14 protein-coding genes and 1 pseudogene are annotated in these 14,541 nt (G+C 70.1%); 6 read left to right on the top strand and 9 right to left on the bottom strand.

The genetic code is table 11. The annotated features are described in order from the left end of the window. The first annotated feature begins 91 nt into the window (after positions 1–91). From AB0F11_RS07520 to trxA, 5 genes are all read left to right on the top strand, one after another. Complete coding sequence (locus tag AB0F11_RS07520; RefSeq protein WP_362169405.1) at positions 92–1,816, top strand: protein kinase family protein; 1,725 nt, start codon at positions 92–94, stop codon at positions 1,814–1,816. A gap of 105 nt (positions 1,817–1,921) precedes the next feature. Beyond that, entirely contained in the window at positions 1,922–2,629 is a 708-nt protein-coding gene (gene sigM / locus AB0F11_RS07515) for an RNA polymerase sigma factor SigM (RefSeq protein ID WP_362169403.1), read from the top strand. Next, entirely contained in the window at positions 2,626–3,579 is a 954-nt protein-coding gene (locus AB0F11_RS07510; RefSeq protein ID WP_362169401.1) for a hypothetical protein, read from the top strand. The genes sigM and AB0F11_RS07510 overlap by 4 nt, the downstream gene beginning before the upstream one ends. A 126-nt stretch (positions 3,580–3,705) precedes the next feature. Further along, the gene (gene trxB, locus AB0F11_RS07505) at positions 3,706–4,665 is read left to right on the top strand and encodes a thioredoxin-disulfide reductase (protein WP_362169399.1); all 960 of its coding nucleotides are present in this window, start codon (positions 3,706–3,708) and stop codon (positions 4,663–4,665) included. A 55-nt stretch (positions 4,666–4,720) separates the two neighbouring features. Beyond that, positions 4,721–5,062 carry a thioredoxin gene (gene trxA, locus AB0F11_RS07500; RefSeq protein WP_362169397.1) on the top strand — a complete coding sequence of 114 codons (342 nt, stop codon included), beginning with the start codon at positions 4,721–4,723 and terminating at the stop codon, positions 5,060–5,062. Positions 5,063–5,165: 103 nt separating this feature from the next. On the opposite strand, the gene AB0F11_RS07495 is transcribed toward trxA, so the two are convergent. The 9 genes and pseudogenes from AB0F11_RS07495 to rpmH all read right to left on the bottom strand — a co-directional run bounded on the left by AB0F11_RS07495 (position 5,166) and on the right by rpmH (position 11,655). After that, positions 5,166–5,783: a GNAT family N-acetyltransferase gene (locus AB0F11_RS07495; protein WP_362169395.1), complete on the bottom strand. Its 618-nt coding sequence runs from the start codon at positions 5,781–5,783 to the stop codon at positions 5,166–5,168. Between the two features lie 104 nt (positions 5,784–5,887). Beyond that, positions 5,888–7,000: a ParB/RepB/Spo0J family partition protein gene (locus AB0F11_RS07490; RefSeq protein WP_362169393.1), complete on the bottom strand. Its 1,113-nt coding sequence runs from the start codon at positions 6,998–7,000 to the stop codon at positions 5,888–5,890. After that, positions 6,997–8,085, bottom strand: a complete 1,089-nt coding sequence (locus tag AB0F11_RS07485) for a ParA family protein (RefSeq protein WP_362169391.1) — start codon at positions 8,083–8,085, stop codon at positions 6,997–6,999. Before AB0F11_RS07485 ends, AB0F11_RS07490 begins: the two co-directional genes overlap by 4 nt. A 291-nt stretch (positions 8,086–8,376) precedes the next feature. Then, positions 8,377–9,093 (bottom strand): 16S rRNA (guanine(527)-N(7))-methyltransferase RsmG, encoded by a 717-nt coding sequence (gene rsmG, locus AB0F11_RS07480; RefSeq protein ID WP_362169389.1) that lies wholly within the window; start codon positions 9,091–9,093, stop codon positions 8,377–8,379. A gap of 112 nt (positions 9,094–9,205) precedes the next feature. Beyond that, positions 9,206–9,718 carry a R3H domain-containing nucleic acid-binding protein gene (locus AB0F11_RS07475; RefSeq protein WP_362169387.1) on the bottom strand — a complete coding sequence of 171 codons (513 nt, stop codon included), beginning with the start codon at positions 9,716–9,718 and terminating at the stop codon, positions 9,206–9,208. A 15-nt stretch (positions 9,719–9,733) separates the two neighbouring features. After that, positions 9,734–10,840, bottom strand: a complete 1,107-nt coding sequence (yidC, locus tag AB0F11_RS07470; RefSeq protein ID WP_362169385.1) for a membrane protein insertase YidC — start codon at positions 10,838–10,840, stop codon at positions 9,734–9,736. A 30-nt stretch (positions 10,841–10,870) separates the two neighbouring features. Beyond that, positions 10,871–11,125, bottom strand: a pseudogene (gene yidD, locus AB0F11_RS07465) (membrane protein insertion efficiency factor YidD); the annotation flags it as partial. Next, complete coding sequence (rnpA, locus tag AB0F11_RS07460) at positions 11,122–11,496, bottom strand: ribonuclease P protein component (protein WP_362169384.1); 375 nt, start codon at positions 11,494–11,496, stop codon at positions 11,122–11,124. The gene rnpA and the pseudogene yidD, both read right to left, overlap by 4 nt. Positions 11,497–11,517: 21 nt before the next feature. Then, positions 11,518–11,655, bottom strand: coding sequence for a 50S ribosomal protein L34 (rpmH, locus tag AB0F11_RS07455; protein WP_018547628.1), 138 nt, complete (start codon positions 11,653–11,655; stop codon positions 11,518–11,520). 356 nt (positions 11,656–12,011) lie between these two features. On the opposite strand from rpmH, the gene dnaA reads away from it, so the two are divergent. Further along, entirely contained in the window at positions 12,012–13,757 is a 1,746-nt protein-coding gene (dnaA, locus tag AB0F11_RS07450) for a chromosomal replication initiator protein DnaA (RefSeq protein WP_362169382.1), read from the top strand. Positions 13,758–14,541 lie beyond the last annotated feature (784 nt).

The following is a 14,541-nucleotide window of genomic DNA, read 5'->3' as shown; positions in this document are numbered from 1 at the left end:
GTGTCGTGCATAGCACCGGACTGTGGGCACAATTGGCATGACTTCGCAGACTGGCCGACAGCGCGTAACGGATGGGGAGGCAGGAACGACGGTGGCGGAACGTAGCACGGCTGCCGTCGACGTGGCCGACAACGGCGGCGACCAGCCGCCGGTCGCTGATGCAGCGAAGGCCATGGCCGACGGGGTGGACACCCAGAACGGACGAGCCGCGGACGGACCCATGCCAGAAAAGGACGGCGAGCGTAGGAAAGCGGCTCCTGCTGCCGCGCCCGAACTCCACAGCGGCCACAAGCTCGCACGGCGCTACCGCCTCGAGGAGTGCGTCACCCGTCTGGACGGATTCAGCAGCTGGCGCGCGATGGACGAGAAGCTGCGCCGCGCCGTCGGCGTCCACCTGCTGCCCGCCGACCACCCGCGGGCGCGCTCCGTCCTGGCCGCCGCACGCTCCTCCGCCCTGCTCGGAGACCCCCGCTTCGTCCACGTCCTCGACGCCGTGGAGGACAGCGACCTCGTCTACGTCGTCCACGAGTGGCTGCCCGACGCCACCGAACTGACCGCGCTCCTCGCCGCCGGCCCGCTGGAGCCCCACGAGTGCTACCAGCTCGTCAGCCAGGTCTCCCAGGCCATGGCCGCCGCGCACCGCGAGGGCCTGGCCCACCTGCGCCTGACGCCCAGCGCGATACTGCGCACCTCCACGGGCCAGTACCGCATCCGCGGCCTGGCCGTGAACGCCGCCCTGCGCGGCATCACCAGCGACACCCCGCAGCGCACCGACACCGAGGCCATCGGGGCCCTGCTGTACGCCTCCCTCACCCAGCGCTGGCCGTACGAGACCGACGCGTACGGCCTCACCGGCCTGCCCAAGGGCGTCGGCCTGATCCCGCCGGACCAGGTCCGCGCCGGCGTCCACCGGGGCCTGGGCCAGCTCGCCATGCGCGCCCTCGCCAACGACGGCGCCACCGCATCGCGGCAGGAGCCCGCCTGCACCACCCCCGAGGAGCTGGCCAAGGCGGTCGCCGCGATGCCCCGCATCCGGCCCCCGGAGCCCGCGTTCACGGCCCCGCCCGAATACCAGCACACCACCTACCAGCAGGGCAGCTACGGCCGTCCGCCCGCGCACCCCGGCATGCCCGGCACCCAGCCCATCGCCGTCCCCCCGCCGCCCCCGCTGCAGAGCCGTACCGGCCGCGTCCTGAAGTGGGGCGTGGCCGCCCTGCTCATCGCCGCCCTCGGCCTGGGCAGCTGGCAGCTGGCCGACACCCTGCTGGACCGCGTCAAGGGCGACAGCGGCGGCGGCAGCACCTCGCAGACCGCCAAGCCCAGCGAGGACCCGAAGCCCAAGCCGAGCACGCAGCTGCGCATCAGCAGCGCCTCCGTCTTCGGCAAGGATCCGATCAAGGCCGAGGATGCCGGGAAGGCCGTCGACGGCGACTCCGACACCGCGTGGAGGACGATTCGGTTCGACGGCTACGGGGGCAAGTTCGGCAACCTGGACAGCTACGACGACGGCAGCGGCATCATCGTCGACCTCGGCAGCGTCAAGGAAGTCACGGGCTTCGAGGCGGACATGTTCGCCGCCGGCCACAAGCTCGAAGTCCGGGCCGCCGCCCCGGACGCCTCCTCGGCGCGCACCATCGCCGACTTCCCCCAGGAGCTCCACAAGCTGGGCACCACGGGGAAGAAGGTGCAGGGCATCCTCGCCACCCCGGTGAAGACCCGCTTCGTGCTGGTCCACATCACCGTGCTGCCCCCGGAGAACGGGGACAGCTACCGCGGCGGCATCAAGGAGATCAGGGTCATGGGCACGGGCGACTAGCCCGGCTCCGCACGACAGGTCCCGGGTCCGCTGCGCCGTCGGCACGGCGGACCCTCGTATTCGTCCCGCCCGCCCCGTACGCTCCCTTCGGGGAGGGGAGGTGTGATGCACGACGCGACGCCCGGCGAGGGCGGCGACAGCGACCGGGACCTGCTCGCACGGCACGTCGCCGGCGACGCCGGCGCCTTCGGCGAGCTCGTACGCCGCCACCGCGACCGGCTGTGGGCGGTGGCCCTGCGCACCCTCGGCGACCGGGAGGAGGCCGCGGACGCCGTGCAGGACGCCCTGGTCTCCGCCTACCGGGCGGCGCACACCTTCCGCGGCGAGTCCGCCGTGACCACCTGGCTGCACCGCATCACCGTCAACGCCTGCCTGGACCGGGCCCGCAAGGCGGCCTCCCGCAAGACCGCCCCCCTCGACGACACCGAGCGCCTGGAACGCCTGCTGGAGCCCCACGAGTCCGCCGAGGCCCCCGCGGAGCGCCACGACCTCCACCGCCAGCTGCTGGCGGCCCTCGCCACCCTGCCCGCCGACCAGCGGGCCGCGCTGGTCCTCGTCGACATGCAGGGATACTCCGTCGCCGAGGCGGCCCGCGTCCTCGACGTCCCCACCGGCACCGTGAAGAGCCGCTGTGCGCGCGGCCGGGCCAAACTCGTCCCGATGCTCACTCATCTGCGCTCGAATGCCGTGGATAACACCGCCGCGGAGCGGGGAAGGAACCGGACGCCGGGGACACCCGTCCCACCAGCGGCAGACCCGGGTCATCCAGCCCCGGGCGCAGACACGGTGAAGGGCGGAGGTGGACGAACGTGACTCCCGCAGCCGGCACGATCCGGCACCCTGACGTCTCGGAGATCTCCGACCTGACCGAGGGAATCCTCTCCCCGGCCCGGACCGCCGAGGTGCGCCGCCACCTGCACGACTGCCCCCTGTGCGCCGACGTCCACGCCTCCCTGGAGGAGATCCGCTCCCTGCTGGGCACCCTGCCGGGGCCGCCCCGCATGCCCGCCGACATCGCCGGGCGCATCGATGCCGCCCTCGCCGCCGAGGCCCTCCTCGACTCCACCACCCCCAGGGCCGAGGACCGGTCGGCCGCCGCAGCGGACGGCGACCGCGAGGCACTTCCCCAAGCGGCCGCGGCCGGGGCGCCGACCACGCCCTCCGGACCGAGCGGACGCCGCCCCGCCGGTCACCCGGTCGGCGGGACGGGCCCCGGGCGCCGCCGCGCCCGCCGCCGGATCACGATCCTCGGCGGCCTGGCCGCCGCCGCTGCCTGCGCCTTCGGCGTCTTCCTCACCGGGAACCCCTCCGGCCCCGGCTCCCCGGACACCGCCGCCCGTCACGCCGCCACCAGCGAGAACCCGCAGCCGACGACGGCCGGCGGCTACACGGCCCAGGGCCTCCAGGACAGCGTCCGCCGGCTCCTGGCCGCGGACCCCGGAGCCAAGGCCTCCACGACGGAGGGCAACCGCACCTACGGCCTGGAGAACACCCCGCCCGGCCCGGGTCTCGTGCCCGGCGAGCGCTCGGGAACCGACGCCGCCGCGGTCCCGCCCTGCGTCCGGCAGGGCACCGGCCGCACCGACGCCCCGCTCGCCGCGGAGCGGGGCAGCTACGAGGGCGCCCGGGCCTACCTCGTCGTCCTTCCGCATCCGGGTGACCCGGACCGGGTCGACGCCTACGTCATCGGCGCCGACTGCGCGGACACCCCTGCGGGCGGCCCCGGCAAGCCGCTGCTGACCAGGACCTACCCCCGGAGCTGACAGCTTGCGGCCCGGACAGGAGCGGGCCGGGAATGTGCGCGCCGTAGGATCCGTTGGGTGGGGTGAGACTCCACAACGGCCCCGGCACACAGCAGCGCGCAGTCCACAGAGACGAGGAAGAAACCCGTGAGCGACGTACGTAACGTGATCATCATCGGCTCCGGGCCGGCCGGTTACACCGCCGCCCTGTACACCGCACGCGCTTCGCTCAAGCCGCTGGTCTTCGAAGGCGCCGTCACCGCCGGCGGCGCGCTGATGAACACCACCGAGGTCGAGAACTTCCCCGGGTTCCAGGACGGCATCATGGGCCCGGACCTCATGGACAACATGCGCGGCCAGGCCGAGCGCTTCGGCGCCGAGCTCGTTCCGGACGACATCGTCTCCGTGGACCTCACCGGTGAGATCAAGACCGTCACCGACACCGCCGGCACCGTGCACCGCGCCAAGGCCGTCATCGTCGCGACCGGCTCCCAGCACCGCAAGCTCGGCCTGCCCAACGAGGACGTCCTCTCCGGCCGCGGCGTCTCCTGGTGCGCCACCTGCGACGGGTTCTTCTTCAAGGACCAGGACATCGCCGTCGTCGGCGGCGGCGACACCGCGATCGAGGAAGCCACCTTCCTCTCCCGGTTCGCCAAGTCCGTCACCGTCGTCCACCGCCGCGACGCCCTGCGCGCCTCCAAGGCCATGCAGGACCGCGCCTTTGCCGACCCCAAGATCAAGTTCGCCTGGGACAGCGAGGTCGCCGAGATCCACGGCGACCAGAAGCTCTCCGGCCTCACCCTGCGCAACACCAAGACCGGTGAGACCTCCGAGCTCGCCGTGACCGGCCTCTTCATCGCCGTCGGCCACGACCCGCGCACCGAACTGTTCAAGGACCAGCTGGAGCTCGACGACGAGGGCTACCTCAAGGTCGAGGCCCCCTCCACGCGCACCAACCTCACCGGCGTGTTCGGCGCCGGCGACGTCGTGGACCACACGTACCGTCAGGCCATCACCGCCGCGGGCACCGGCTGCTCCGCCGCCCTCGACGCGGAGCGCTTCCTCGCCGCCCTCTCGGACGCCGAGAAGGCCGCCGCGACCGTCTGACCCCCCGAACGCCCCCCCCAGCCCAACACCCCGCAGGAAGAATCAGGAGGCCGCTGTGGCCGGCACCCTCAAGAACGTCACCGACGCCGACTTCGACACCGAGGTCCTCAGGAGCGACAAGCCCGTCCTGGTGGACTTCTGGGCCGCATGGTGCGGTCCTTGCCGCCAGATCGCGCCGTCCCTGGAGGCCATCGCGGCCGAGTACGGCGACCAGATCGAGATCGTCAAGCTCAACATCGACGAGAACCCGGCCACGGCCGCCAAGTACGGCGTCATGTCGATCCCGACCCTGAACGTCTACCAGGGCGGCGAGGTCGCCAAGACCATCGTCGGTGCCAAGCCGAAGGCCGCCATCCTGCGCGACCTCGACGCCTTCATCCAGACGAAGACCGTCTGACAGCAGTGAAGGCCGCCTGACGGCAATGTTTCACGTGAAACGGGGCCGCCCCCCTCACAGGGGCGGCCCCGTTCGCATGTTTCGTGCCCCCAAGGCCTGACGCTCACAGCGGCCGCAGTGCCGGCTCCTTGCGGGCCGCACCCAGCAGGCGGTCCAGCGCCATCTCCACGTCTTCCTTCCACGACAGCGTCGAGCGCAACTCCAATCGCAGCCGCGGGTGCACGGGATGCGGGCGCACCGTCTTGAAGCCCACTGCGAGCAGATGGTCCGCCGGCAGCAGACACGCCGGCCCCTCCCACCGTGCATCGCCGAACGCCTCGATCGCCCGGAACCCCCGCCGCAGCAGGTCCTTGGCCACCGTCTGGACCATTACCCGTCCCAGCCCCTGGCCCTGATACCCCGGCATGATCCACGAAGTGATCAGCTGCACCGCATCCGGAGACACCGGGCTGGTCGGAAAGGCAGTGGACCGCGGGACATACGCCGGCGGCGCGTAGAGCACGAAGCCCACCGGAACCTCGTCCACGTAGACCACGCGGCCGCACGAACCCCACTCCAGCAGGACGGCGGAGATCCACGCCTCCTTCTCGAGCTCCGGAGTCCCCGCCTTCACGGCGGCCTCACCGCTGACGGGATCGAGCTCCCAGAAGACGCAGGACCGGCAACGCCGAGGCAGATCCTGGAGGTTGTCCAGTGTGAGAGGTACCAGCCGACGCCCCATGAGCGCATGGTATCCACAGCCCGAATCAGGAGAAACCGCAACAAGGCAAAGGGCGGACCGCGCCGGCACGCACCGGCACGACCCGCCCTACGGCGGCCCGGAACTCACTCCCCGGACAGGCCCTGCTCCAGCACCCGGCCCTCACCCGGCGCCATCGTCGTCAGGATCCGCTCCAGATCCTCCATCGAGGCGAACTCAACGGTGATCTTTCCCTTCTTCTGGCCCAGGTCCACCTTCACCCGGGTCTCGAACCGGTCCGACAGCCGGGTCGCCAGCTCGCTCAGCGCCGGGGCCACCCGGGCACCCGCCCGCGGCCCCTTGGGCTTCACGGTGGTCGCGGGCTCCGAGCCCATCAGCGACACGATCTCCTCGACCGCACGGACCGAGAGGCCCTCGGCCACGATGCGGGCTGCCAGCTGGTCCTGGGCCTCGTGGTCCTGCACGCCCACCAGCGCGCGGGCGTGCCCCGCCAGGAGGACGCCCGCAGCCACCCGGCGCTGCACCGGCGGCGACAGCTTCAGCAGCCGCAGGGTGTTGGTCACCTGGGGACGGGAACGGCCGATCCGGTCGGCCAGCTCGTCGTGGGTGCAGTTGAAGTCCTGCAGCAGCTGGTCGTAGGCCGCAGCCTCCTCCAGCGGGTTCAGCTGAGCCCGGTGGAGGTTCTCCAGCAGCGCGTCCAGCAGCAGCTTCTCGTCGTCCGTCGCCCGGATGATCGCCGGGATCCGCTCCAGCCCCGCCTCACGGCACGCCCGCCACCGGCGCTCGCCCATGACCAGCTCGTAGCGGCCCGGACCTGCCTGCCGCACCACCACCGGCTGGAGCAGGCCCACCTCCTGGATGGAGGTCACCAGCTCCGCCAGCGCGTCCGCGTCGAACACGTCGCGGGGCTGCCGCGGGTTCGGCGTGATCGCATCCATCGGCAGCTCGGCGAAGGTCGCCCCCGCCACCTCGTGGGCCGCGGGCTCCACTACCTCCGGCGCGTCGACCACGACGGCGGAGGTTTCTCCCCCGCCCACCGCCGGTGGAGCCCCCAGCGAAACATCCGCCTGCGCGAGCGAAGCCAGCTTCGCCGCCGCGACTCCGCGCTCCGAGGGCAGCACCGGCACCGCGGCCGGAGACGTCGACCCCGTACCGATCACCGACGGCGTCTTCTCCTGCGGAGCCGCGGGAATCAGCGCGCCGAGCCCCCGCCCCAGACCCCTACGTCGCTCACTCACTGGATGCCCTCCGCCATGCTCTGCGTGCTGTTCATGCCCGCGCCCATGTGGGCGTTGCGGGCGTCGTACTGGATTCCGGCTCCGCGGTACGCGATCTCCCGCGCCGCCTCCATGTAGGAGAGGGAACCGCTGGACCCTGGATCGTAGGTGAGCACCGTCTGCCCGTAGCTGGGGGCTTCGGAGATGCGCACCGACCGGGGGATGCTCGTGCGCAGCACCTCGTTGCCGAAGTGGGAACGCACCTCGTCCGCCACCTGGGACGCGAGCCGGGTCCTGCCGTCGTACATCGTCAGCAGGATCGTGGAGACGTGCAGCGTCGGGTTCAGGTGGGCCCGGACCAGGTCGACGTTGCGCAGGAGCTGGCCCAGGCCCTCCAGTGCGTAGTACTCGCACTGGATCGGGATCAGCACCTCGGCGCCGGCGACCAGAGCGTTCACCGTCAGGAGCCCCAGCGAGGGCGGGCAGTCGATCAGGATGTAGTCGAGCGGCTGCTCGTACGCCTGGATGGCCCGCTGGAGCCGGCTCTCACGGGCGACGAGCGAGACCAGCTCGATCTCCGCGCCCGCCAGGTCGATCGTGGCCGGGGCACAGAAGAGCCCTTCCACGTCCACCACCGGCTGGACGACCTCGAGCAGCGGGCGGCTGTCCACCAGCACGTCGTAGATCGACGGCACATCCGCGTGGTGGTCGATACCGAGCGCCGTGGAGGCATTGCCCTGCGGGTCCAGGTCGATCACCAGGACGCGGGCACCGTGCAGCGCCAGCGAGGCCGCCAGATTCACCGTCGTGGTGGTCTTGCCGACGCCGCCCTTCTGGTTGGCGACCACGATCACCCGGCGCTGATCCGGGCGGGGCAGCCCCTCGCCGGCACGGCTCAGCGCCTGGACCGCAAAGGGGGCGACTCCGCCGCTGGGCGTGTCGTTGTCGGCAAGGGGCACAGACGATGTTTCACGTGAAACATCGCCGCCCGCCGATTCAGAGCGGGGACCGGGGACCGGATCGGCCATCGGCCCCGCGAGGTTGGCGTCGGACCGCACGGTGTCACTCTCCTCGACATCAGGCTCGCGATGAACAGAGCCTGCCATGTCCCCGGGGTCGCGAACCAGCGGGGCCCGTACTCCTGTGGATGAATCCACCGTTGTGGACAACTCCGTCCCCCCTTCTCCCGTGCGGGAGCGGGGAGCCGCGGCTGCACGGCCGCGGCTGATGATTCCGTGCAGCAGAGAGCGATGTTTCACGTGAAACACGATGCCGGGACCACGACTGCAGGCCCCTACGACACTCCGAAATCCATACCTATAGGGCCCAACACGCGCGAAAGGGGCCCGGTGGAATCCTCTGGTTCCACCGGGCCCCTCCTCGCGCCGTCCGGGTCCTCAACGTCGCCGGCGGGTCCGGCCCACGCGCGCGGCCTTGGCCCGCTTGGCGGCGAACCTCACACCGCCGGGGCTCTCACCGACCTCGACCCGGACCACGGTCGACATCGGGTCCACGACCCCCTCGCCGACCTGGAGCACCGAGGTCTTCACCACGCCCAGCTTCGCCAGAGCGGCCTTCGCCGCCACCAGCTCCTCCTCGGCAGTGTCGCCCTTGAGAGCCAGCATCTCGCCGTACGGGCGCAGCAGCGGCACGCCCCAGCCGGCGAGCCGGTCCAGCGGGGCCACCGCGCGCGCCGTCACCACGTGCACCGGCTGCACCTTGCCGAGAACCTCCTCGGCCCGCCCGCGCACCACCGTGACGTGGTCCAGGCCCAGCAGCTCCACGGCCTCCTGGAGGAAGGTCGTCCGCCGCAGCAGCGGCTCCAGCAGCGTGATCTTCAGATCGCGCCGCACCAGGGCCAGCGGGATGCCGGGCAGGCCGGCACCGGAGCCCACGTCGCAGACCGTGACGCCCTCGGGCACCACCTCCGAGAGCACGGCGCAGTTCAGCAGGTGCCGCTCCCACAGCCGCGGGACCTCACGCGGACCGATCAGGCCGCGCTTGACGCCCGCGTCCGCCAGCAGCTCCGCGTACCGCACAGCTTCCGGGAAAAACTCGCCGAACACCGCGCGCGCCTGTTCGGGCGCCGGGGGAAGCTCCGCTGCCTCCGTCACGGGGACCGTCCTTCCGTATTGCGTACCGCGCTTGCGTACCACGGCACTGCCAGGCTGACAAACTTCGGCCCCGCCTGCGACACAGACGGGGCCGAACCATCGGATGTACGGGTCAGGCAGGGAGCACGACGACGAAGCGCTGCGGCTCCTCGCCCTCCGACTCGCTGCGCAGACCGGCGGCCGCCACGGCGTCGTGGACGACCTTGCGCTCGAACGGGGTCATGGGGGCCAGCTTCAGCGGCTCGCCGGACGCCTTCACGTCTGCCGCGGCCTTGGCGCCCAGCGCCGCCAGCTCCTCGCGCTTCTTCGCCCGGAACCCGGCGATGTCCAGCATCAGCCGGCTGCGGTCCCCGGTCTCACGGTGCACGGCGAGGCGGGTGAGCTCCTGGAGCGCCTCCAGGACCTCGCCGTCGCGGCCCACGAGCTTCTGCAGGTCACGGCTGCCCGAGTCGCTGACGATCGACACCGAGGCACGGTCGGCCTCCACGTCCATGTCGATGTCACCGTCCAGGTCGGCGATGTCGAGCAGACCCTCGAGGTAGTCGGCCGCGATCTCACCCTCCTGCTCGAGGCGGGTCAGGGTGTCGCCACTCTCAGCGGCGGCCGTGGTGGTGCCTTCCGTCACGGGAGGGACTCCTTCTTACTTCTTGGAAGAGGGCTTGGAGGGCGGCGTCTGACGCTGTGCCTTCGTCTGGCGCTTGGGCTGCTGGCGCTTGGCGGCACCGCCGCTCGCCGCGTCGGAGTCCGCCGTCGCCTCGGCACTCTTGATCACGGAGCCGTCCGCCTGGGCGGCCAGGCCCTGCTTCGTCAGAGCAGTGATGAACTTGCGCTCGTTGTCGTTGCGGTCCGGGCCCTTGGCCACGATCGTCGCGACGATCTTCTTCCGGCGCCGGCCCTTCACGTCACCGTGGGAGCCGATGTGCTTCAGCAGGCGGGTCAGGTACTGGTCCTGCGCCTTGCTGCCGGGGGTCGGGTTCTGGTTGATCACGTACATCTGCTGGCCCATGGTCCACACGTTCGTGGTCAGCCAGTAGACGAGGACACCGACGGGGAAGTTGATGCCCATGAAGGCGAAGATCAGCGGGAAGATGTACATGAGCATCTTCTGCTGCTGCATGAACGGCGTCTTGACCGACAGGTCGACGTTCTTCTGCATCAGCTGGCGCTGCGTGTAGAACTGCGACAGCGACATCATGATGATCATCACCGCGGTGACGACCCGGACGTCCATGAGGCTGGCGCCGAGCGCGGCGACCTTCTCCTCGCTGTCCATGAACTTCGCAGCCAGCGGAGCACCGAAGATGTGCGCCTGACGGGCGCTCTCCAGCAGCGACTGGTTGATGACGCCGATCGTCTTGCCGTTGGCGATGGCCGACAGCACGCTGTACAGCGCGAAGAAGAACGGGGACTGCGCCAGAATCGGAAGGCACGAGGAGAGCGGGTTGGTACCCGTCTCCTTGTACAGCTTCATCATCTCTTCGGACTGACGCTGCTTGTCGTTCTTGTAGCGCTCCTGGATCGCCTTCATCTTCGGCTGGAGCGCCTGCATACCGCGCGTTGCCTTGATCTGCTTCACGAAGAGCGGGATGAGGCAGATACGGATCAAGATCACCAGGGACACGATGGACAGGCCCCAGGCCCATCCGCTGTCCGGGCCGAAGATCGCACCGTACAGCGTGTGGAACTGGACGATGATCCACGAGACGGGCGTGGTGATAAAGCTGAACAGACTGGCAATCGTGTCCACTAATCAGGCTCCTTGAGCATTGCGAGGTCTACGCAACGCACTGCGCAGCTGCTCGTGCCAACGCGGGCGTTTACGAGGTGGGACATGGTCGACACCACCTGCGGACCACGGGTTGCACCGCAGGATCCGCCAGGCGGTCAGGACCGTCCCCTTCACCGCACCATGCCGGTCGATGGCCGTGTACCCGTAGTGCGAGCACGAGGGGTAGTAGCGGCACACCGGCCCGAGCAGCGGACTGATCGTCCACTGGTACAGCTTGATCAAAGCGAGCAGCGGGTACTTCATCGAGCTGCGCCTCCCAGGAGCCGCAGCAGAGCGGCATCCAGGTCCCGGGCCAGATCGTCGAGGCCGGCATCACCCGATCCGGGCAATGCCCGCACCACCACCAGGCTACCGGCGGGCAGCCGGGACAGCCGCTCGCGCACCAGATGGCGCAGGCGGCGTTTGACCCGGTTGCGGACCACGGCACCGCCCACGGCCTTGCTGACGACGAAACCCGCACGCGTCGGGGGATCTGTCTCCCCCGGCCCGTGCGGGTCCGTTGCACCGCTTGTACGTAGGTGGACGACGAGGAGCGGGCGACCGGCCCGGCGGCCTCGGCGTACCGCGCTCGCGAAGTCCTCGCGCCGCCTCAGCCGATTTTCGGGAGACAGCACGACGTCACGATCCGCGTGTGATTACGCGGAGAGGGCGGCGCGGCCCTTGCTGCGACGGTTCGCGAGGATCGCGCGACCGGCACGGGTACGCATCCGCAGGCGGAAGCCGTGGGTCTTGGCGCGACGACGGTTGTTCGGCTGGAAGGTGCGCTTGCTCACTCGGGGGCTCCAGAAAATGAATCGTTGTGGCGGTACATCGCCTGGCTGTCACCGTGCGCCCACGAGGAACTCGCGTGTTCGCCCGAGTGGACACCGCTAAATGATCACAATGAGTGATCTTCGCCCATCGGTAGGCAGGCGGCAGCAGCCATCGACAACTCGACCTCGTTACGGTACGCGCGGCTACGCCATCCGGTCAAACCGAGCCGAGACCACCCCGCACTGTGCACAGGCTGTGGACAACGACTTGAACCGCACCCGTCGCCCTGACTACCGTTGCCTGATCCCGGATTCTTTTGTCCCGACCGTCCCAAAGAACCACACCTTCGTGGGACCCCTGTGAGAGAGCGTGCCCTGTGGCTGACGTACCTGCCGATCTTGCCGCAGTGTGGCCAAGGGTGCTCGAAAAGCTCCTCGGAGAGGGACAGCACGCCATCGAGCCCAAGGACCAGCAGTGGGTCGAGCGGTGCCAGCCCCTGGCCCTCGTCGCCGACACCGCGCTGCTCGCCGTCCCCAATGAATACGGCAAGCGCGTCCTCGAAGGCCGCCTCGCGCCCCTGATCAGCGATGCCCTCAGCCGCGAGTGCGGCCGCCCCATCCGCATCGCCATCACCGTCGACGACTCCGCCGGCGAGCCCGCGCCCGCCCCCCAGCGCTCCGAGTCCTACGAGCCCTACGGCGGCCAGCGCCCCGGCGGCCACACCGGCCCCGGCCCCGCCGACGACCAGCTGCCCACCGCCCGCCCCGCCTACCCGGACTACCAGCAGCCCCGCCCCGAACCCGGGGCCTGGCCCCGCGGCGGGCAGCAGGACGACTACGGGTGGCAGCAGCCGCGCCTCGGCGGCTTCCCCGAGCGCGACCCGTACGCCTCCCCGCAGCCGGGCTACCTCCAGCAGCCCGAGCCGGGCGGCTACGACAAGGGCTCCTACGAGCAGCAGTCGTACGAATCGCAGTACGACCAGTCCTACGACCAGCCGTACGAGCAGTCGCCCGCGACGCGCCCGGCGCCCGGCCGGCCCGCGCCGCCGCCGGCCCCGTCCGGCGGCTCCACCTCGGGCCCGCTGGAGCCGACCGCCCGGCTGAACCCCAAGTACCTCTTCGACACCTTCGTCATCGGCGCCTCCAACCGCTTCGCGCACGCGGCCGCGGTGGCCGTCGCCGAGGCGCCGGCGAAGGCGTACAACCCCCTCTTCATCTACGGGGAGTCCGGCCTCGGCAAGACGCACCTGCTGCACGCCATCGGGCACTACGCACGGAGCCTCTACCCGGGCACCCGGGTCCGCTACGTGAGCTCGGAGGAGTTCACGAACGAGTTCATCAACTCCATCCGCGACGGCAAGGGCGACGCGTTCCGCAAGCGCTACCGCGAGATGGACATCCTGCTGGTCGACGACATCCAGTTCCTCGCGAGCAAGGAGTCGACGCAGGAGGAGTTCTTCCACACCTTCAACACCCTCCACAACGCCAACAAGCAGATCGTGCTCTCCTCCGACCGGCCGCCCAAGCAGCTGGTCACCCTGGAGGACCGGCTCCGCAACCGCTTCGAGTGGGGTCTGATCACCGACGTCCAGCCGCCCGAGCTGGAGACCCGCATCGCGATCCTGCGCAAGAAGGCCGTCCAGGAGCAGCTCAACGCCCCGCCGGAGGTACTGGAGTTCATCGCCTCCCGCATCTCGCGCAACATCCGCGAGCTGGAGGGGGCGCTAATCCGGGTCACGGCGTTCGCGAGCCTGAACCGGCAGCCGGTCGACCTCGGGCTGACCGAGGACGTCCTGAAGAACCTGATCCCCGGCGGTGAGGACTCGGCGCCCGAGATCACGGCCTCGGACATCATGGCGGCCACCGCCGACTACTTCGGCCTCACCGTGGACGACCTGTGCGGCTCCTCGCGCAGCCGCGTGCTGGTCACCGCCCGGCAGATCGCCATGTACCTGTGCCGGGAGCTCACCGACCTGTCGCTGCCCAAGATCGGGGCGCAATTCGGCGGCCGGGACCACACCACCGTCATGCACGCGGACCGCAAGATCCGGGCCCTGATGGCGGAGCGCCGCTCCATCTACAACCAGGTCACCGAGCTCACCAACCGCATCAAGAACGGCTGAGCCGAGGCGCCTGCGAGTCCCCTTCCGAGTCCCCTTCCGAGGGCCCTTCCGAGTCCCCTTCCGAGGGCCCTTCCGAGTCCCCTTCCGAGGGCCCTCCCGAGGCACCCTCCGACGGCTCCTCCGCCCCCTCTCAGCCCCCTTCTCCGTCCCTTCACACCTCTCTTCAGGGCGCTCCCGGGTCACTCCGGGGGCGCCCTTCTTCGTGCGCGCGCCCTCGGTCTGTTCGAATACGCCCCCTGTGGAGCAACTTGTCCACAGATTGCGGGACTTTCTGTGGTCCACAGGCTGGGGACGGGTTCCGTCGCCCACAATCTGTCCACAGGGCAGCCTGTTGATGCGCCATCAGAGCAGGTCAGTAGCCTGTGGAATTGTGCGCAGGAGCTGTCCACAGGCTGTGGACAGAAGATCCGTCCACAGCTTCGTCCACGGCGTTGTCCACCGTCGACCCACAGGTTCCCCCATCCTGTGCACAGGATCCGACGACTTACCCACACCGCTGTCCACTGTTCGGCAACAGCAGCCCCCTGCTCACCGCCCGGAGTGAAAGCCGTCACACAGAAGTCGACGTTTGGGCTGTGGAGTACTGGGGGAAAGCTGGGGACACACCTGTGGAGTAGTCCGGGTCACCTGGGGATGGCCTGTGCAGAAGTTTTCGTTCTCCACAGCACCCTCCTGTTGTCCACCGGTGCCGCCCACAGGGTGTGGGGATAAAAAACGGTTGCTGACCTGCGCAAACCGCGTTATCCACGGTTTCCACAGGCCCTACTACTACCCCCATGGACAG

Origin of the sequence: Streptomyces sp. NPDC032472 (assembly GCF_040636955.1) — a bacterium.
Classification (GTDB): Bacteria; Actinomycetota; Actinomycetes; order Streptomycetales; family Streptomycetaceae; genus Streptomyces.
The sequence above is the reverse complement of the archived record's forward strand: the minus strand, read 5'-3'. Positions and strand labels throughout refer to the sequence as shown.

Excerpts from the sequence above, each read along its gene's own strand:
- sigM (WP_362169403.1), top strand. The coding sequence starts at position 1,922 with ATGCACGACGCGACGCCCGGCGAGGGCGGCGACAGCGACCGGGACCTG.
- AB0F11_RS07495 (WP_362169395.1), bottom strand. The coding sequence starts at position 5,783 with ATGGGGCGTCGGCTGGTACCTCTCACACTGGACAACCTCCAGGATCTG.
- AB0F11_RS07485 (WP_362169391.1), bottom strand. The coding sequence starts at position 8,085 with ATGGCAGGCTCTGTTCATCGCGAGCCTGATGTCGAGGAGAGTGACACC.